The organism is Limnovirga soli, from assembly GCF_013106755.1.
In the GTDB taxonomy this organism is placed as follows: Bacteria; Bacteroidota; Bacteroidia; order Chitinophagales; family Chitinophagaceae; genus Limnovirga; species Limnovirga soli.
This window is the reverse complement of sequence record NZ_WHPF01000008.1, coordinates 137,378-158,226: the sequence shown is the minus strand read 5'-3', so window position 1 is coordinate 158,226 and position 20,849 is coordinate 137,378. Positions and strand designations below refer to the sequence as shown.

Below are 20,849 nucleotides of genomic sequence, written 5' to 3'. Positions count from 1 at the left end.
TTATTAAAAAGCTGTCTATGCTTTATGCAAGGCTTTGCAAATGTTTTTAACAATAGCTGGCCCTATGTAAATAAAGCCCGTCCATACCTGCACCAATGGGGCACCCAATTGCATTTTTGTTTTGGCATCTGTTGCCGTAAAAATACCACCACTGGCAATAACCGGAATATTGCTACCCAGCCTTTCAGTTAGGTATTGCAATACGACTGTTGATTGTTGCTGCACCGGCTTGCCGCTTAGTCCGCCGGCCCCAATAGCATCTACTGTATTGGCATCTGTTTTCAGGTTAGCCCTGCTAATGGTGGTATTGGTGGCCACTAAACCATCCAATTTTACTTCCTGTGCCAGGGTAATAATATCATCCAATTGTTCTGTGGTAAGATCAGGTGCTATTTTAAGCAGCAATGGTTTTGGCTTTATAGCAGCATGATTTATGGTTTGCAGGTGCGACAGAATTTTGGTTAAAGAATCTTTCTCCTGCAAGGCGCGTAAACCGGGCGTATTTGGGCTGCTTACATTAACAACAAAATAATCCACACAATCAAATAAGCCCTTAAAACAAATTTCATAATCCTTCCAGGCATCTTCATTGGGGGTAAGTTTATTTTTCCCAATATTACCGCCAATCAGCATACGTTGCTTGCTATTGGCCGGGTGCAGGCTATTCCAAATTTCTAAACGCTTTTTAACCACTTCTACGCCTTCGTTATTAAAACCCATGCGGTTAATAAGTGCCTTATCCTTTGTCAGGCGAAATAAACGGGGCTTATCGTTGCCGGCCTGTGGTTTTGGGGTTACGGTACCAATTTCAACAAAACCAAATCCCAATGCCTGTAACTCGTTTAAATACAGGGCATTTTTATCAAAACCGGCGCCAAGGCCTACAGGGTTTTTAAATGTTAACCCAAACAAATCTTTTTGCAGACTTGGATGTTCAAATGTAAAAGCACGGGTAATTAATTTTTTTATAAAACCAATACCACAAGCCAGTCGCAGCATATTCATAGAGAAATAGTGCACCGCCTCTGGTGGGAACAGGAACAGAAAATTTCTTAATAAGGTATACATGGCGCAAAGAACTGCCATTTACCCCAATTGAAAAAAGATGCAGCCACCTTTTTATCCGCATTTTGTATATAAGTTCTTTAAAAAGCCATGGATTGGTGTACCTGGCAGTGGATTAAATAGCAGCATCCGTTGCGTCGCACTCTTGTACGTTCTGTACTTTACCCGGCAAACAGTGTGGTGCAATAAGTACTTTTTGCTTATTAAAACCAGCTGCCATTATAGATACAGTACAAGAGTGCGACGCAACGGATGCTATATTAAAGATTTGCTGTTTGGCTAAAAATGCGCTCTTAACTTTTACGCATTACCCATTTCCACATTTCTTTCCACGTAATTTTTTTGCCATACATTAATATGCCGGTACGGTATATTTTGGCGGCCAGCCAGGTGGTGGCTAAAAAGCCTCCAATTAATAAAAGCATACTGGTGATGAGCTGCCAGTAAGGAACCGGATCTGGCACCCCGTGCGCAATACGGGCCATCATTACAATGGGCGATGTTAATGGGAACAGACTACCAAAAACGGCAATTCCACTGGAGGGGTCTTGCACGGCTTTGGTCATAATTACAATAGCAAAAATAATAGGCATGGTAATGGGCAACATCAGGCTTTGGGCATCCTGCGGGTCTTCGTTTACCGCACTGCCCACAGCTGCAAACAGGGCCGAGTATAACAGATATCCACCCAAAAAATAAAATATAAAACAGCCAATAATCATAGGGAAATTAATCTGGCTTAAGCCCGACATAATACCAGGCGAATCCTGTGCTGCCTGATAGGCCTGCGCCGCCTGCATACCTGCCGGCTGAACGGGCTGGCCCTGCATTTGGTGCATAATATCGGGGAACAGCATGGCCACAGCAAACTGCAAACCAAATACCAGCACTATCCAAATTAAAAACTGTATAAGACCTACCGCGCCAATACCAAAAATTTTACCCATCATAAGCTGAAATGGCTTTACGCTGCTTACAATTACCTCGGCAATGCGGCTTACTTTTTCTTCCATTACCCCACGCATTACCATGGTGCCATAAATAAATAATATGATGTAGATAAGAAAGCCGCTGATATAGCCTACAATAAGGCTGGCACCCACTTTTGCATCAGAGTCTTCAGTGCCGTTTAACATGGTAAAACCTACCCGGTTTTCGGCCTGGGCACTATCCAACTGTGCTTTTGAAATATTAAGGGATAGTAAACGTGCTTCACGCAGCTTATTATTTATTTGGTCTTGAATCTGATCACGGGTTATAATACCTATTTTTTTGGCAGATACAATTTGAATACTATCACTGTATAATACATTGGTATTTTGAGGCAGGTAAATATAGCCATCGTATGTACCGGCAGTAACTTTAGCAATTAGATCAGACTTACTTTCGTTGGGTAAAAAGCTAAAGCTTACTTCATCTTTGTTATCCAGCTTACCTTTAAAAATATTGGCATTATCTACAACAGCAATATTTACGTTTTCTCCACCATTTACTGAGAAATAAATGATTAGTGCATAAAAGCCAAAGATGATTAATGGCAGTAAAATGGTAGTAAGTAAAAATGTTTTCTTTTGCACCCTGGTTAAAAATTCTCTTTGTGCAACCAGTAATATTTTATTCATAACGGTTATTTGGTATTTGATTGTTTGTGATAAAGCCAGGCCCTATCCTATATTTTGAAAAGAACGGGTGGTAGCATGTGTACTTTCTACCAGGTTAATAAATATGTCGTTCAAAGAAGGCAGTATTTCGCTATAGGCTTCTATATTGATGTTCTGCTGAATAAAATATTGCAATACATCATTACTGCGGTAGCCCTCATTAATTTTTACGGTAAGTTTATTTGCCAGGGTATCTATCACTTCAAATGCATTGCTGTTAACCTGTTGGGGCAAACCACTTAATTGTATGCTGAATTTATTTTCTTTAAAGTCCTGCTTTATTTGTTGTACCGTACCATCCAATACTTTTTTACCCAGGTTTACCAATACAATATGATCGCATATTTCTTCTACCTGCTCCATACGGTGTGTACTAAAAATAACAGTGCATCCACGTTGTGCCAATCCATAAATTTCATCTTTTATCAGGTTGGCATTTAATGGGTCTAACCCGCTAAAAGGCTCATCCAGAATGATTAATTTAGGCTCGTGTAGTACGGTAATTACAAATTGCAGTTTCTGGCTCATACCCTTACTCAGATCTTCCACTTTTTTATTCCACCAGCTTTCCATTTCAAGGCGTTTGAACCAGAATTTTATTTTTTCCATGGCTTCCGCCTTACCCAATCCTTTTAAACGGGCCAGATAGAGTGCCTGCTCGCCAATTTTCATTTTTTTGTATAGTCCACGCTCTTCAGGCATGTAGCCTATTTTTATAATATCATTCAGGGGGTTAAAAGGGACACCATCAAAATTAATTTGCCCTTCATCGGGAAAAAAAATGCCGGTAATCATACGCAACAAGGTGGTTTTGCCGGCGCCATTGGGACCAAGCAAGCCAAATATGGTGCCCTTTTCTATACTAAAGCTAATATCGTCTACGGCCTTTTGCGTAGCATAATACTTTTTCAGGTGATGCAGTTCTAATAATGCCATTTTGGTAAGGTTTAATAAAAACAGCACGTGCTGTTTTGTAAATGTTAAGATATAAATATTAGTGTTTCAAAGTATCAATTTCTTACGCCGTTCATCCAGCTTATAATACCTTCGCGGCTCTTTAAATAACCAATCGTCATGTCAATTAAATTTTCGGGTAAGAAAACGCTTGTATTTATTGTATCACTGGTGCTTATTACTATTTGCAGCAGTTGGGGATTTTTAGCCCACAAAACAGCACATCAGTTAGCTATTTATCAGCAGCCAAAGCCATTACGCAGCTTTTTATATAAAAATATCGATTACCTGGAGTACAATTCTGTTCGCCCCGATGTTCGGCGCAACGAAGATAGCACCGAAGCCACCAAACACTTTATTGATATTGAAATGTATGGCCACGATGCAATTAATAATATGCCGCTTAACTGGAACGATGCCATAAAAAAGTACAGTAAAGATACTTTGCTTACCTACGGTTATGTACCTTATTATGTAATACATATGCAACAGTTGTTAACCAATGCATTTAAACAACACAATACCGATAGCATTTTATTTTACGCTGCAGATCTTGGGCATTATATAGAAGATGCCACTGTGCCATTACATACCACTATTAATTACGACGGACAATTATCCAATCAAAAAGGCATTCATGCTTTATGGGAATCTGTAGTGCCCGAAATTGAAATAAGCAATTATAATTTATATAGTACGCATAAGGCAACCTATATCAGCAATAAAGAAGCGGCAATCTGGGCCGCAGTAAAAAAAGCCAATGCCATGCTGCCATTGGTTTTTAGCAAAGAAAAAGAGGTAACTAAACAATTTACTGATAGTACCAAATACCGCATACAAATACGCAATGGCAAGGAAGTAAAATACTACACTACAGCTTTTGCCAAAGCCTATTCCAATGCGCTGGGCACTTCTATTAATGATGAATTAATATACGCTGCAAACTTGTTAAGCGATTTCTGGTACACCGCCTGGGTAGATGCCGGCAAACCCAACTTAAATAAACTACCCAATGCAACTTTAACCAAAGCACAAAAATTAACGCTAAAAAAAGAACTGGCCGCCTACCAACAAAATCATTTGGTGCAGGATAGTTTGTTGTATGCTTTAAAAAAGACAAAGTAATTTTTGTAGCCAGGCTATAGAATAGAAATGTGGCAGCCGTTACGTCGCACTTTTGTGCTTTTGGAAAATGAATGAGCTGTTAGCCAAATAGCCGATAAATATTCTACCGTACAAGTGTGCGACGCAAGTAAAGCTGCAATGCGCTTTACTGCCGGGCCCACACCTATTAATTACCCAATTTTGCTGCAATTATGGTGGCCACTTTTTCACCATCCATAGCAGCACTTACAATACCACCGGCATAACCGGCCCCTTCCGCACATGGATATAAATTTTTTATTTGGGGATGATGCAAACCTTCCTCATCTCTTGGTATTCGTACCGGCGATGATGTGCGGCTTTCTGTTGCTACCACAGTTGCATCGTTGGTATAATATCCATTCATTTTTTTACCAAATGCTTTAAACCCACCCTGCAATGCCTGGTGAATAAAACCTGGCAGTACAGTACGCAAATCGGCCGATTGCAAACCGGGTAAATAGCTGCATTGAGGCAGCGTTGCAGAGTGATTGTTGGTGCAAAAATCTACCATACGCTGGGCAGGTGCTACCAGTTTACCTCCGCCCGCAACAAAAGCATTTTGTTCTACAGCGGCTTGAAAATGCATTAATAATAAAGGATTATCTGCTTGCAGGCTTTTATTGGCAGGATTTGTTTTAGTAAGGTATTCAAATGCGTCTTTTTGTTCTACCTGTACCACCATACCGCTATTGGCATAGGGATTATTGCGTTTACTGGGGCTCCATCCATTTACCACCAACTCGCCGGGGTTGGTAGCGGCGGGTGCAATAATGCCACCGGGACACATACAAAAACTAAAAACACCCCGGTTATTTACCTGCTCCACCAAACTATAGGCTGCAGGGGGCAAAAATTCGCCACGGTTATTACAATGATATTGCAGTTGATCGATTAACACCTGCGGATGCTCTATACGCACACCCAATGCAAAGGGCTTGGACTCTATTAAAATATTTTTATGATGCAAGAGAGTAAAAATATCCCGTGCAGAATGGCCTGTAGCCAATATTACCGCAGTAGCGGGTATACAATCTCCATCAGCTGTAATTACCTGTGTAATGGCATTATTAACGATGGTAATATCCACCAGTTTTTTTTCAAAAAGCACTTTACCTCCACAGGCAATAATCTGTTCCCGCATGGCAGTAATAATATGCGGCAGCTTATTGGTACCAATATGCGGATGAGATTGGTACAATATTTTTTCTTCAGCACCAAATTGTACAAAGGCATTTAAAATACGGTTAATGCTGCCCCGCTTATTGCTGCGGGTATATAATTTACCATCACTATAAGTGCCGGCGCCACCTTCGCCAAAACAATAATTACTTTCGGGGTTTACCACACCTTCTTTATTCAGCTGGGCAAGGTCTCTGCGGCGGGAACGTACATCTTTACCCCTTTCTATTATAATGGGTCTTATTCCCAACTCAATTAATTGCAAGGCAGCAAATAAACCTGCTGGTCCGGCGCCAATAATTAACACTTCTTTTGATGCGTTATTCACATTGCGCAATTGCAGTTGTTCACATATGCGGTTTTCAAAAGGTTCATTTATAAAAATGTGGATAGTGAGGTTTATCCACACTTGTTGCCTGCTGCGGGCATCAATGGATTGTTTCAAACGATAAAATCCGGTAATAGCAGGAAGGCCAATACCCAGCTGTTGCGCAGCCAAGACAAGTACTGCATTATCATCAGCAGCCTGTGCAGGCAATAAACGAAGAGATAATTGGTGTTGCATGATGCCGGGGAGTTAACCCAAAAATCATTAAAGCGTTAAAATGGTAAATCGTCTACAATCTCTGAGGGTGGTGCATCAGGGATAAATGCCGGTGGCATATTGGCATCTTCCTGAGACAGTTTTATATGCTCCATACGCCAGGCATCCAGGTTGGTAATATAGTTCTCACGGCCATCTTTCACCCATTTGGTTCCTTTAATATTAAACAGCACTTTCACCTCATCGCCAATATTAAATCTGTCGGGCATGGCAGTTCTATCCTGTGTACATTGAAATTTTACATAATTATTAATGGTACGGCCGCCTATATCTTCTGTTTTCTCAATTACAAACTCTCTGGTTTTAAACGACTCTGTACGCTGTACTATATCATACTTAGCTATAAACTTACCTGTTATTTCAAAAGACATATTGCTGTTTTTTGACAAAAGTAATAGAAACAAACAGAAAGTACCAATTTTAAATAGGCTATTCAAATTCAATAGCAGTAAGCTTTTCAGCTACAATTAATTGATTTAAGAAAGAAAAAACGTGTAGATTTCGGGTAAGAATAAGGTAGTTTTTAATCTACTTTCACTGCTCTTATTTAATAAAAAAAATCCAAATAACAACGATATTTATTTTAAATAATTAAAAAATATTTTTTTGGATGAATACCGGTTAATCCCATGGTTAAAAACACCCTTGTTTAAGGCAGGTATGTATTCGAAAAAACATGATTATCATTGTAAATCAAGCATTATCATGTGAGAAAAAAAATACTTGCTTTTTTCAAAAAAACTCCACCGAAAAAAAAAAGATGACAATTGTGGGAAAATTGTTTTGGAAGTAAAAAATTACAGACTAAAAAATTTTTTTTTCAACATTATAAGTTTGATATTCGCCCCTGCCCCAAAAAAATTGCTCACACCCACTGAGCAAATTTTTTTGGGCTTTTTTTCCCTGTATGTTTTTTTTAAAATTCCTAAAATTGTCGATGATTGTCATGACTAATAGCGCCGAATCCATATGGAATAACTGTTTGAAAATAATTAAGGATATTGTAGACTGGCAGCCGTATAAAACCTGGTTCGAGCCTATTAAAGCAGTTGAAATAAAAGGCAATGTTTTAATGATACAAGTGCCCAGCCAGTTCTTTTTTGAATACCTGGAAGAGCATTACGTAAATCTTTTAGCAAAAACATTAAAACGCGAATTGGGTAAAGATGCCAGATTGGAATACCGCATAATGGTAGATAGTGGCAACAATGGTCGCAATGGTTCTATGGATGTACCGGCTGGTAACATGAAAATGTACAATAATAATGAAATGGATTTCCCATTAATCATCAATAGTCCGGTTAAAAACCCGTTTGTAATTCCGGGTCTTAAAAAAATGCAAATAGATCCGCAATTAAATCATGCGTATGTATTTGATGCTTTTATTGAAGGCGATTGCAACCGTGTAGCCCGCAGGGCAGGTAAAACTGTTGCCGAAAAGCCCGGAGCCAACTCTTTTAATCCTTTGGTAATTTATGGTGGTGTTGGTCTGGGTAAAACACATCTGGCGCAAGCCATTGGTAACGATGTAAAAAGACTGCATCCCAATAAAGTAGTATTATATGTAAGCAGCGAAAAATTTATCAACCAGTTTCAGGATCATAGCCGCAATAATGCCATTAACGATTTTATTCACTTCTATCAATTAATAGATGTGCTGATAATTGATGATGTACAATTTTTTGCCCGTGCAGAAAAAAGCCAGGACGCTTTCTTTGCCATATTTAACCACCTGCACCAAAGTGGCAAACAACTTATTTTAACTTCTGATAAACCACCAAAGGATTTGGATGGACTGCAGGAAAGATTATTAAGCCGTTTTCGCTGGGGTTTAAGTGCAGATTTGCAAATTCCCGATTACGAAACCCGTATCGAAATACTGGAACGTAAAATGAAGAACGATGGACTGGATATGCCAAAAGAAGTAGTTAAATATGTGGCATATAATATAAATACCAATGTACGCGAATTAGAGGGTGCACTTATTTCCCTGTTGGCACAATCATCACTTAACAAAAGAGAAATAGACCTTGAACTGGCTAAAAAAGTACTGCGCAATTTTGTAAAAACCAGCAGCAAAGAAATTACCATCGATGCCATACAAAAAATGGTATGCGAATATTTTGATGTGCCTTATGATAAACTGTTACAAAAAACCCGTAAACGCGAAATAGTACAGGCAAGACAAATTACTATGTACCTGGCCAAAGCCTTTACCAAAAACTCACTAAAAACCATTGGAGAGCATTTTGGCGGCCGCGATCATACCACGGTTATTCATAGTTGCCAAACTGTAAAAGATTTAATGGATACCGATAGCCTTTTCCGCGAAAATGTAATGGAGCTAACCCAAAAAGTACAACTCGCTGCTATGTAAAAAAATGGTATTAGCCCGGCTCTAATTATAAATTGGGCTTTACTTGCGTCGCACACTGCAGGGTTCGGGTTATATGGCATCCTTAAAAACAGCATAAATACAAATACAGATAGAAAATATTAAAAAACCTGCCATTACCGGCAGGTTTTTTAATAGGTATAAATACTGTTAACAAAAACAATCAAACCCCTATAACGCAATAGAGTTAAGCATTACAGCCAATAACCATACTTAAATACAATATTTTTTTGCCAATCGGGGTCAATTTTTTAGGATATTCAAAATGCACTCCCTATTTTTGCAACCCCTAAAGAACAGGGGGCAGGAGGTGAGGTGGATGAGTGGCTGAAATCAGTAGTTTGCTAAACTGCCGTACGGGTTAAACTGTACCGCGGGTTCGAATCCCGCCCTCACCGCAGCATTTAACAAACACGGCATGTTAAATGCATCAAAGGAACGGGAAGTAGCGCAGGCCGGTAGCGCACCTGGTTTGGGACCAGGGGGTCGCAGGTTCGAATCCTGTCTTCCCGACCAAAAAGGCTTATTGATCTTAATCAGTAAGCCTTTTTTAATTTACGCCAAATTCTTATCGGATTATATACCCGATTTTGCAGTTTGCTAAATTGGCTGTTAAAAGCTGCCTTATATTCTGTAGTACAAGTGTGCGACGCAAGGAAAGATGCCTTAACAATATATTGCCAGGCCCAAAAAAATTCTATTGCAAAATTTGGTGTACATGCTATTCGCTGCCCGATATTGTAAAAAGGCAGGGGTAGTATTTATCGCAGATTTTAAATTGGCTAACTGAACTATTTAAAACTGCAAATAATAATTGCCCTGTAATTATATTACCATTATCCCCGCTACCAATTTTAAAACTGTTATTCAACATGAGCAACCTAAAGCTTTGTATTTTTGACTTACAACATTATGGGGCCACTATTGTTACACCCATATCTTAATCCACAATATGAAACGAACAACAAACAAATACCAGATAAATAAATATCTATGTACATTTTTGTTAACACTACTATGTATAAGTGCTAAAAGCCAGGCCCTAATACAGGAAACTGATAGTATATGGCAGGCAACAAACAGCAAACCAAAAGACACTTTGCTGCTTAAGAGTTTAAATGATATCCTGAATGCTTTAAGTGAAGAATTCCCCGATACTGCCATTTTTTATGCAAAGTCTAACTTAAAGAAATGTGAGGCGGCAAACTACCACAAAGGAATTGTACAAGCTAACATAAAACTTGCCACCTGTTATCAATTTAATCAGCAATTCGATAAAGCTGTTGATTTTTATTTAAAAGCATTGGCACTTGCACAGCAATATAAATTAGCTTATGATGAAATTGATGCGTGTAATAACCTGGGAATTTATTATGCCAAGCAGGGATATATAGAATTCTCATTGGAATATCATCTCAAGGGCTTACGTATTGCCGAAGCAACAAATGATAGCGGAGCAATTGCTACATTATTTAATAATATCGGACTACGCTTCTCTAAATTAAATCAGTACGATAAAGCAATGGGGTATTATAAAAAGGCACTGGACCTAAATCAAATAAGAGGTAAAGAAGGCAAAATGGTACCCAATCTTAAAAATATGGCTGCCTCCTTTTTAGCAACAGGACAAACAGATAGTGCATTAATTTATTATAACAAAGCCCTGGTAATTGATAAAAAACGAGGCGTTGTATTTTACAGGTCAGAAGTATATACCGGTTTGGCAAATTGCTACCTGGCACTAAATAATTTGGATAAAGCTACGGAGTGTAAGGATTCTGCCCTAAACATTTACAGGAAATTTGAGGATTCGGCAGGCATGTTTGATGGCTTATTAATTGAAGCGATGATTAATTTAAAAAAGAATAATAATGCAAAAGCCATTGCCAATTTGGAAAACCTGGCACAATATGCTGAAAAATACGGGTACAGGGATAAACTAAACAACATATACGATACCATAGCTAACTATTACAGCAATAAAGGCAATTTTACAAAAGCCTATCAATATTTAAAAAAGGAAACCGTATTAAAAGATTCATTTTTTGAAAACGATAAGGAAAGGGCCAATAACCAGCTTGCTTTATACTTACAAGATAAAAACGACAATGAAAAAAATACATTGTCGCGTACACTTCAATTAGAAACGCAGGAGAATGAGCGGCAGCGCACTATTACCATACTTTTTGTTATACTGGGTATAGTGCTTTCTGCTATTGTTTTAACACTTGGCATTTTTTACCGGCGCCTTCAAAAACAAAAAACACTTATTGCCGGGCAGGCCAACAGGCTTAAATGGATGATGAAAGAACTACATCACCGTGTAAAAAATAATTTGCAAATTGTATCCAGTCTTTTAAATCTCCAAAGCTACCGGCAGCAGGATGCACCATCTCAAACAGCACTTAAAGAAAGCAGGCTGCGTGTGCAGGCTATGTCGTTAATACACCAGCGACTTTACCAGGGCGAAGAATTTACACAGGTAAACTTTAAATTATATATTACTGATCTTGTAGAAACGCTAATGAATGCCTATGGGTATAATGCCGATGATTTTGATTTGCGAATTGACATATCCAAAGAAATGCTGGATGTAGATACGGTATTACCATTAGGGCTTATGGCCAACGAAATAATTACCAATGCTTTTAAATATGCTTATCAAAATGTTCAAAGGCCATTTTTGCAGGTAAGCCTGCGCCAGGATAATGCCGATATTGTGGTAGATATAACTGACAATGGCCCCGGCGTACCGATAGTTAACAATAATTACCAAAGCGAAGGCTTTGGTAAAAGCCTTATTGAAGCATTTACACAACAACTGCATGGCACATGCACTATTAGTGTAAATAAGGGCATGCATTACCGGTTTATTTTCCCATATATAAAAGAAAATGCAGCATAAACTATGGCATACAAAATACAGGTAATGATTGTTGAAGATGAACGGGTGGTAGCCCTTGATTTAAAACTGGCATTACAACAGGATGGCTATCAGGTAGTAGGCATAGTTGATAATTTTACTGATGCTTTGCTGTTGTTTCAGCAACAGCATGTGGATGTATTGCTGATGGATATTAACATTTATGGGGAAAAAGATGGTATTGAATGCGCTGCCGAAATAATGAAACTGAGAGAAGTACCGCTAATTTATCTTACCGCATTTTCAGATGCGGCTACCATACAAAGGGTTAAACATACCCGCCCTGCAGCCTTTCTTACAAAACCATACGATATTGCCAATGTGCGTATTGCCATAGAACTGGCCCTGCATAATTTTGCCACCGCTATTATGAACAAACCAACAGGCAGCATAGAATATACCAAAACTATTGCCGATAATAAACCTACCGAAACGGCCACCTTTCTTAAAATGGATGAGTTCATATTCATCAAACATATGTCAAGGTTTGTAAAAGCAAGGTTGGATGATATTATCTATGCAGAGTCTGACAACAACTATGTAAACCTGATAACCAACAGCCAAAAATTTATGCTGCGGCTTACATTAAAGAACTTTATTGAAGACCTGCAATTTCCTGCCATGTTGCGTGTACACCGGTCTTATGCAGTAAACATCAATCATATACTATCGTTCGACGATGTAAGTATTAAAACCGAAAAACTGGAAATACCTATTGGGGCCAATTATAAAGAAAACTTTTTTAAGCATTTTAAATTAAGATAGCCAAACGGTATGCAAACTGTTTAATAAACTCCTCCAAAATTGCCGCCACTTTAACCTGCAGCACATGAGTGCAAATCAAGCGTTGCCTAATAGTAGTAATACTGCCTGGTAAACATACTACAACAAGTATTTTGTAGCAGGCAATTGAATAAGTATCAATCTTTACTTGCGTCGCAATCTTGTACGTTTAGCACCATATGCAGCATTTATAGCAGCAAATGCTAATGGCAATGCTACCAAAGAAATTCCCCTCTACGGTTGTTGAGATAATGTTGGCAACAGTTTTTCCAGATAATTCAAAATCATGGTAAATCCGCCCTGGAAGCCCATTGCAATCATCTGCTCCATACGGTCAAGTGATTCATTATAAATAGTAACACTAACTTTTGTTATTCCGTTTTGTTCGCTAAAATTTAAATCCCATTCAGAACCCGGTAATTGAGGGTTTTCATCTTTGTCTGCAAAAGCATTCAGCATTTTAAAATTTGTTATGGGGCTAATGGAAGTATATTGCTGTAACGACCAATGCTCCTGCCCTTCCGGACTTACCATGGCATAAAATCTTCGGCCACCAACTGCAAAATGCATAAATTTTGTTTTAGACTCCCAGGGCTTGGGCGCCCACCATTGGTCAAGAATTTCCTGTTTGGTAAATGCATCCCATACCAGTGAAAGATTGGCAGCAAATTCTCTGTTTACAAATACCGTTTTTGTTGCTTTGTCAACGGTAAAATCAAATAGCAAACTGTTGTTCATTTTTTATTTTTTTTAATGGTTGATAATACTTCATCCAGTTGATTAAAGCGGGTTTCCCAAATTTTTCTACATTGGTTTAACCAGATATCAATCTCTTTCATTTTTTCAATTTCAAGTGAGTAATAAATTTCCCGGCCCTGTTGTTCCTGTTTTACAATGGCGCATTCTGTAAGTATCCGCAGGTGTTTCGACACAGATTGGCGGGTAGTATTAAAGTTATCTGCAATGGCGTTTGGTGTCATTGCCTGCAATGCAATTAAGGTAATAATGGCCCGCCTGGTTGGGTCGGCAATTGCCTGAAAAACATCTCGTCTCATTTTGTTTAATTTACTTTACGAAACCGTTCGGTTGCAAATATATACGCAACCATTTGGTTTCATGAAATTTATTTTTACAACATGGGTTCGTTGGCACTACAAAAGCCTTTAGATTAATCCTCACACCGATAAAAGCCCAATAAATAATCCAGCAGTACAAAAGTGCGACGCAAGCGCTGCTAAATAGCAGCACTACTGTTTGGTTAATAAAAACAACAGCCGTTTGGTACCCGGCAATAGAATAAAGATGAGGCTTTCGTTGCGTCGCACACTTGTACTGATATAACATTGTGCTGCTTTTACCAACCAGTAAACAGTAAGTTATTTTGCCTGTTTTTATCTCACAATAATTCTTCGCATACAAACCACCCTTGTTTACATACAATTAAGCTGCAGTTCACCACAAAGCATTTAAAGCCTTTTTGCTATCAGCTATTTTCATGAGATTATACATACAGTTATGCGGAAGAAGCGCTTTGTTTAAATACTTCAAGCCATAACTATTAACGCAATAAAAATTGATTTTATGAAAACACTTTTACTACGCACAGCGCTGCTGCAATACCTGCTATTGTGTTGCGGAGCTTTACTGGCACAAACAACAGTTACATTTACCAGCAGTGGTAGTTTTACTGTACCTCCGGGTGTAACCTCTGTAACTGTACAACTATGGGGTGCAGGTGGCGCTGGCAGCTCACCTGCTGGCGGTGGTGGTGCATTTGTACAAAGCACCAGCATACCAGTAAAAGGGGGCCAGGTAATACCTGTAACGGTAGGCAATGGCGGACTTGGGCAAGGCTTCCCAGTGGGATGCACCACTTGTAATAAGGGCGGCAACAGCAGTTTTGGCACTTATGTAACAGCCAATGGCGGTAGTGCCGGTGGGTTTACTTACGCAGGGTACACAAGTGGCACAGGAGCAGGTGGCGCAGCCAGCACGGGCACTTATGTAGCCCAGTCTTATGCTGGTGGTAATGGAGGATACGCTACAAACGTTAGTAATGTTGGTAATTATGGTGGTGGTGGTGGTTCCGCTTTTACCAATCAGGCAGGTGGTAACGGAGGTGCCTCAATACCTTTTTATATTTGTACAGGTTCCTATAGTTCAGCAAACGAAAATGGAGGTAGTGGCACGGGTAAAGGTGGGCAGGGCACTAACAATGGATTTGTTATATTTAACGATCGATGCGGCCCACTAACTGGAGAAAACGGGGGCTACCCAGGTGGAGGGGGTGGGGGTGCATATCTAGACCCCAATACCGGCAGATTCCCCGGCAACGGCGCAAACGGCAAAGTAGTGGTAACCTATACATGCACCCCATTGGCAGGGTTAATAAAAAATGCACACTCAGTACCTTACCCGCCACAATTATCACCAGATTATATACAGGATAGCAGTGCTATTGTGCAGGCACCTTCTGCTGATAACGGACTCATCTACACTTGGCAAAAGAGCATTGATAATATCAACTGGTCAACTGCCATTAATAATACCAATACACTCGCTTACCGCTTTGATAAGGATAGCCTTAAAACAACCACTTATTATCGCAGGCAAAGCAATGCCTGTAATATAACCAGCACATCAAATACAGTAAAGATTACGGTTATCCCTAACCCAAATGGCAGCATACAGGGTAAAGTAATTACCAAAAATAATATACCTGTACAAGGCATCACCATATATGCCCAAAAAGTAAATAGTTTACCGGGCAGCCCCCAAAGCTGGAAAGATAGTGCAGTAACCGACTTTGAGGGAAAATATACTATACCGCGCATTTACTATGGAGATATTAATGAAACGGGAAATGGCATTTCCATAGCTACCAATTTTACCATCACGCCAGCCAAGGCTGCGCATTTATTTAACCCGGTATCGAGGGCCAAAACTTTTACTGATCAGTTTCATTCTTTTATTGACCAGGATTTTATTGACACCACGGTAATCAGTATTGCCGGCACTATTTATCAAAAAGGATGCATTGGTTGCCTTAATGCAAATGGAATAGCAGTAGATACCATACAGGCTGCTATGGATAGTGTAAGCCTAACTTGCATTAATATAACCCAGCCAATTTCGTATACCACAAAATCTGGTTATATCAGTCCTTATGGCTATGGCAGTTTTGCATTTACAGTAACAGATGCGGGGATATACAATATAAGTGCTGCTTATAAAAATCACAGCATTACACCTGGCGTAACATTGGTAGATGCCAACAGCAATGTTTCCGGCGTGGTTTTCACCGATACTACTACCCGTATTATCAGCGGTTATTTTAGTGCAGGTTGTAACGATAATATTGGCACGGCAACTTTAGAGTTTGATGATGTATTATTTACCAATACCGGGGCACCCAGGAGTTCGGTTTTCAAAAAACAGGTTGTTACAGACCCGCAAACGGGTTTCTATTCTGTTCGTTTACCCGCACGAAAATATAAAGTGCAGGTAATTGGTTTTACACCTGTAGCAGGAGGTGATGTAAGTTCACCCGACCTGCTGGATTTTTTCAATAACAGAATGAGCCAAGATTCACTTACCCGAAATATTGACACAGCCAATGAAGTGCTTAACCTGGTGTATCAACGCCCTCCCACATTAGTAATAGGGGGGCTGGATAATGCAGTTAGTTGTACAATCCCATTAAACAGTTTGGATTTTGCGGTATGGCCACAAAATGAAACTAGAACCCTGCGCTTTTATGTGTACCAGGGCCCTGAATCTAAAGGCTGCCCGGTATTATACAACCCGGTAAAGCCAGACAGTATTCAGCTCTTTACTAATGTTCAGGTGGATGATATCAATGATTCTTTTACATTGGCTGTAACCAATGGAGTGGTGATAGATACACTTAAAGCGGGTTTACCCAATATTATCAGCCCCTACTACAAAATATTTAATCTTCAATTTACCGATGCATTTGGTCGGCAGGCAACACAGATTAATAAAAATGTAGTGGTAACGGGTGTAAAATCAGATCCGGGTAGCTTTGCCACCGTTTCACCCGAAATACCCTTAATGGTATTGCATGACCCTCCCGGTAATTTAAGTAGTAGTTTTTGGGAACAAAGCAGTACCAGCGAAACCGCTTTCCGCATATACACACAACAGGCAACAGATGTAAAAGCATGGGAGCAGGTAAAAATTGGCAGCGACATATTTACCGGTATTGGTGTAGAAACTGAAAGTAAGGTATGGGGCAGTATTAACAGCTCAGTAGATGTAACCGCAAAAAACTCCACTGACGCAGAAACAATACTAAGTACTAAAATTACCAATCGCATTTCAACAGCTACAGATGCTACGGGAGTTGGTGCAAGTGGCGATGTATATATTGGCGCAGCTTTAAACCTACTGTATAGTACAGCCAACGAAGTAATATACGATGGATGTGCTGTTACCCAGGATAAAAAGCTCATTATTGCGGATAATGGCTTTGCTACCCAATACATTTATTCTGAGGGATATATTCGTAATAATGTTATCCCAACTTTGCAGGCATTTGCTGCCAATACGGGAAATACACCCGAGCAAATCAGCAATTATAATAATCAGATCAGCATATGGCAGCAGGTGCTGGCCAATAATGCGCTTAATAAAACCAGAGCAGCTTTTGAAGCTAACCGCTCCTTTGATGGAAGTGTAGGCCCCATTTCCTATACCAGCACACAAACAAATACCAACTCCAGTACGGTTGAGTTCAATTTAGAAATCAATTCATCTGTTGCAGCCGAGCTTGGTTTGGAAGTTGCCGGATCTGGTATAAGTGGCGGCGTAACGGTTGCATTTAAAACAGAAACCGGTAAAAGTGTAACAAATACAAGCATTACAGAAACTACTACAGGCTACATACTGGATGATAGCAATACAGGCGATAATTTTAGTGTAAACGTAAAAAAAGATCCTGTGTATGGCAGCCCAGTATTTGAAACCGTTGCAGGCCAATCCAGTTGCCCGGCAGAAGCTAATACCCTGCCAAGGGACAATATGCAATTCCTGGTACCAGTTCCTTCTGTATCGGGTGTTGCAGCCAATCAGGATGCTATTTTTACCATGTTGCTAGGTAATAACAATACTACCGAAACCAGAGACTATTACCTCAGTTTCAATCAGTCCAGTAATCCAAATGGTGCGGTGGTAAGCATTGGGGGTACAGTAGTAAGTCAGCCAATTAAATACACCGTCGCTTCGGGAAGCCAGGTAACAGTAACAGTTACTGTAAGAAAAAACAGTTCTGTAAATGTGTATTCTTATGAGGGCTTAAGCTTTACACTTTCTTCCACTTGCAGCGATATCAGCAAAACGCAACTCATCTCGGCCTATTTCATTAGCCCTTGCAGCGATATTGTTCTTACCAGTCCGCAAAACAACTGGATAGCTAAAGCCAGCGATAACAATATTGTTCCCGTGCAGTTTAATGGCTATACAGTTGCCAATCTGCAATCGGTTACTTTGGAATATGCAAAAGAGGGCGTAAGCAGCTGGACAAACGGGCCTTCCCTATCGCAAAGCCAATTGGGTACGGGCACAAATGGCAGCATCATCAATTGGAATGTTTCTGCACTTGCAGATGGCTTGTATAACATTAGAATGCGGTTGAATTGTGCATCAGGTGTGGTATACAGCCAACGGGCCACCGGAATCATTGACCGAACTGCCCCTGCCCTGCTGGGTAAACCAGCGCCTACTGATGACAGCTATAGCACCGGGGATGCTATCTCGTTTAGTTACACAGAAAATATTGACAACAGCAACCTAAACAGCGGTATTGCATCCATGCAGCGCATGTCGAACAACAGCAATATCCCGGTACAGATAAGTGGTTATGGCAATAAGCTGGTAATTATTCCGCTGCAAAATATCGCCACATTTACCGGTGAAAGTTTCCGTGTAATTGTGAAAAATATCAGCGATATATATGGTAATGTAAAAGCATCTACCGATACTACCTTTTTTGTAGCAGGTAGTTTTACAGCAGGCACCGGGGCAAATGCGCTTAATATTTCGGCAACAACATCGTCTGTTTACGAAAATGCCCCCGGTACTATGGATGTATTCTTTACACTTGGTCAGGCTGCTGCAAACGACATAAGTGTAAATTACAATATAGCCGGTACAGCTGCTTACACCACAGACTATGGAGTTACCTATAGTGCAGGGCAAAACAGCAGTAGCGGTTTTGATGGCATACAAGGCACCATCATTATACCCAAAGGCAGTGCACAAAGTATACTTAAGATTGACCCAATTGCAGACAGCAGCTTTGAAGGAGATGAAACCATTTCTATAGCCCTTGTTACAGGTGGTGATTATAGTATTGGTGCCAATAATTTTATAACGGATACTATTAAGAACGATGATATTCCTGCACCGGTTATTATTGCCAGCGGACCAACCAGCTTTTGCGAGGGCGATTCAGTACAACTATCTGTACAGGCAATTGATACTACTACCCAATTTGCCAATACCGTACTTGGCTATAGCAGCCAGTATTCAACAAATGGCTGGTCTGCACAAAAGGCACTTGGGCAACCCAATGTATATCCAAATTATGGAGATATTGCCGAAGCCTGGGCAACAGAAAATCCGGATAATAGCCGTGAATACCTGGAGCTGGGCTATGCAGATGCCAAACTCATAAACTTTATAGATATCTACGAAACAAATGCACCAGGAAGCATAGATACGGTTTACATTAAAAATCCCAATACCGGTTTATTCGAAATAGTATATACGGCAACAGCTTCCCCACAGCCACCTGTGGCACGCAAGCTACGTATCAGCTTTTCCACGCCTGCATTCCCGGTTGCAGCCATACGTATAGCACTTAATTCTGCTGCAGTTCCCGAATGGAACGAAATTGATGCAGTGGGTATTGGCTATGCCTCCGCTTATACCGGTTATCAATGGTCTAATGGCGCAACCACCCAAAGCATTAGGGTAAAAACAAGTGGCAATTATAAGGTAACCGCAACCAATGCTGCTGGCTTTACCGGAACATCGGCACCAACAGTAGTTACCGTAAATGCCAAACCAAACTTAACCGTTACAGCAAACGGGCCTACCACTTTTTGCAGTGGCAATAATCTAACACTTACGGCAAGTGGCGGAAGCAGTTACTTATGGAGTACTGGTGCTACTACCCCATCTATCATGGTAACAACAAGTGGTAATTATAGTGTTACCGCAACCAATGCTGGTGGCTGTTCAGCAGTATCCGCTGCTATTGTAGTAACAGTAAATGCCAAACCAACCCCCCTAATAACGTATACAGGAAGTATAACCAATCTTTGCCCCGGCAAAACAGTAACGCTGGATGCTGGCATAGGTTACACCAGTTATATATGGAGTAACGGCGCTACTACCCGAACCATTGTTGTAACCGCAGCAGGCAATTATGCTGTTACCGTAAGCAATGCATTTGGTTGCAGTGCAACATCGCCAACAGTGGCGGTTACTTACCTGGGTTGTGCGCCACCGGCCAACCTGACGGTAAGCAATATAACAGGCACCAGTGCAAAGCTTAGCTGGGATAAAGTAACCTGTGCAGTAGGTTATCAACTGCAATACCGTAAAAAAGGCACTACTGCATGGAACATTATACAGCAAGTGGGCAATACTAAAACACTAAACGGATTAGCCGTTGCTACCACCTATCAATGGCGGGTACAAACAGGTTGCGTTACTACCAACCCCGTTATTGCCAGCACCATCGTTTCGGGGCCTGAGTTTACAACTGCGGCAGCGGTTACTGCCATTGCAAACACCAATCAGCTCAATTATGCGGTGCCATTAGCGGCGGTAATTTATCCTAACCCGGTAAAAAACACAGCCATATTAAACATAACCGGCAATACCAGTAATATGGCCATTACAATAACCAATCTTTTAGGTAAAACCATCTGGCAACAAACAGGCGTAAATACGCAGCGTTTAGCCATACCGGTAAATATACTTACCAACGGCGTTTACCTGGTTACCGTAAATAATGGTAAGGAGCGTATTGTATTAAAAATGGTAAAAGAGTAGCCATAACCATCTTAACACCAAAAAGAGGCCACCTAAAAAATGGCCTCTTTTTTT

General features: G+C 40.2%; 12 protein-coding genes and 2 tRNA genes. 7 read left to right on the top strand and 7 right to left on the bottom strand.

All coding sequences use genetic code 11. The annotated features are described in order from the left end of the window. Positions 1 to 15: 15 nt before the first annotated feature. The 3 genes from GD597_RS12755 to GD597_RS12745 form a co-directional block, all read right to left on the bottom strand. The gene (locus GD597_RS12755; protein WP_235954290.1) at positions 16 to 1,086 is read right to left on the bottom strand and encodes a quinone-dependent dihydroorotate dehydrogenase; all 1,071 of its coding nucleotides are present in this window, start codon (positions 1,084 to 1,086) and stop codon (positions 16 to 18) included. Positions 1,087 to 1,358: 272 nt separating this feature from the next. After that, entirely contained in the window at positions 1,359 to 2,687 is a 1,329-nt protein-coding gene (locus GD597_RS12750; RefSeq protein WP_171608252.1) for an ABC transporter permease, read from the bottom strand. Between the two features lie 42 nt (positions 2,688 to 2,729). Further along, a complete protein-coding gene (locus GD597_RS12745; protein ID WP_171608251.1) occupies positions 2,730 to 3,662 on the bottom strand; it encodes an ABC transporter ATP-binding protein in 933 nt (310 codons plus the stop codon). Positions 3,663 to 3,800: 138 nt separating this feature from the next. On the opposite strand from GD597_RS12745, the gene GD597_RS12740 reads away from it, so the two are divergent. Further along, positions 3,801 to 4,805, top strand: a complete 1,005-nt coding sequence (locus GD597_RS12740) for a zinc dependent phospholipase C family protein (RefSeq protein WP_171608250.1) — start codon at positions 3,801 to 3,803, stop codon at positions 4,803 to 4,805. Positions 4,806 to 4,971: 166 nt separating this feature from the next. On the opposite strand, the gene GD597_RS12735 is transcribed toward GD597_RS12740, so the two are convergent. Both GD597_RS12735 and GD597_RS12730 read right to left on the bottom strand, forming a co-directional pair. Further along, the gene (locus GD597_RS12735; RefSeq protein WP_171608249.1) at positions 4,972 to 6,570 is read right to left on the bottom strand and encodes an NAD(P)/FAD-dependent oxidoreductase; all 1,599 of its coding nucleotides are present in this window, start codon (positions 6,568 to 6,570) and stop codon (positions 4,972 to 4,974) included. Positions 6,571 to 6,605: 35 nt separating this feature from the next. Then, positions 6,606 to 6,980, bottom strand: coding sequence for a DUF3127 domain-containing protein (locus GD597_RS12730; protein WP_171608248.1), 375 nt, complete (start codon positions 6,978 to 6,980; stop codon positions 6,606 to 6,608). A gap of 575 nt (positions 6,981 to 7,555) precedes the next feature. Between GD597_RS12730 and dnaA the strand changes: the two genes are divergently transcribed. The 5 genes from dnaA (at position 7,556) to GD597_RS12705 (ending at position 12,692) form a co-directional block, all read left to right on the top strand. Then, positions 7,556 to 8,986 carry a chromosomal replication initiator protein DnaA gene (dnaA, locus tag GD597_RS12725; protein WP_171608247.1) on the top strand — a complete coding sequence of 477 codons (1,431 nt, stop codon included), beginning with the start codon at positions 7,556 to 7,558 and terminating at the stop codon, positions 8,984 to 8,986. 327 nt (positions 8,987 to 9,313) lie between these two features. Further along, positions 9,314 to 9,402 (top strand) — tRNA-Ser (locus GD597_RS12720). A 41-nt stretch (positions 9,403 to 9,443) separates the two neighbouring features. Beyond that, a tRNA-Pro gene (locus GD597_RS12715) sits at positions 9,444 to 9,520 on the top strand. A gap of 436 nt (positions 9,521 to 9,956) precedes the next feature. After that, positions 9,957 to 11,909, top strand: a complete 1,953-nt coding sequence (locus GD597_RS12710; RefSeq protein ID WP_171608246.1) for a tetratricopeptide repeat-containing sensor histidine kinase — start codon at positions 9,957 to 9,959, stop codon at positions 11,907 to 11,909. A 3-nt stretch (positions 11,910 to 11,912) separates the two neighbouring features. Then, entirely contained in the window at positions 11,913 to 12,692 is a 780-nt protein-coding gene (locus tag GD597_RS12705) for a response regulator (RefSeq protein ID WP_171608245.1), read from the top strand. A 252-nt stretch (positions 12,693 to 12,944) separates the two neighbouring features. On the opposite strand, the gene GD597_RS12700 is transcribed toward GD597_RS12705, so the two are convergent. Both GD597_RS12700 and GD597_RS12695 read right to left on the bottom strand, forming a co-directional pair. Next, complete coding sequence (locus GD597_RS12700; RefSeq protein ID WP_171608244.1) at positions 12,945 to 13,448, bottom strand: SRPBCC family protein; 504 nt, start codon at positions 13,446 to 13,448, stop codon at positions 12,945 to 12,947. Continuing rightward, positions 13,445 to 13,765 (bottom strand): ArsR/SmtB family transcription factor, encoded by a 321-nt coding sequence (locus GD597_RS12695; RefSeq protein WP_171608243.1) that lies wholly within the window; start codon positions 13,763 to 13,765, stop codon positions 13,445 to 13,447. The genes GD597_RS12700 and GD597_RS12695 overlap by 4 nt, the downstream gene beginning before the upstream one ends. 526 nt (positions 13,766 to 14,291) lie before the next feature. On the opposite strand from GD597_RS12695, the gene GD597_RS12690 reads away from it, so the two are divergent. Beyond that, on the top strand, positions 14,292 to 20,795 hold the full coding sequence (locus GD597_RS12690; protein ID WP_171608242.1) for a glycine-rich domain-containing protein: 6,504 nt from the start codon (positions 14,292 to 14,294) through the stop codon (positions 20,793 to 20,795). Positions 20,796 to 20,849 lie beyond the last annotated feature (54 nt).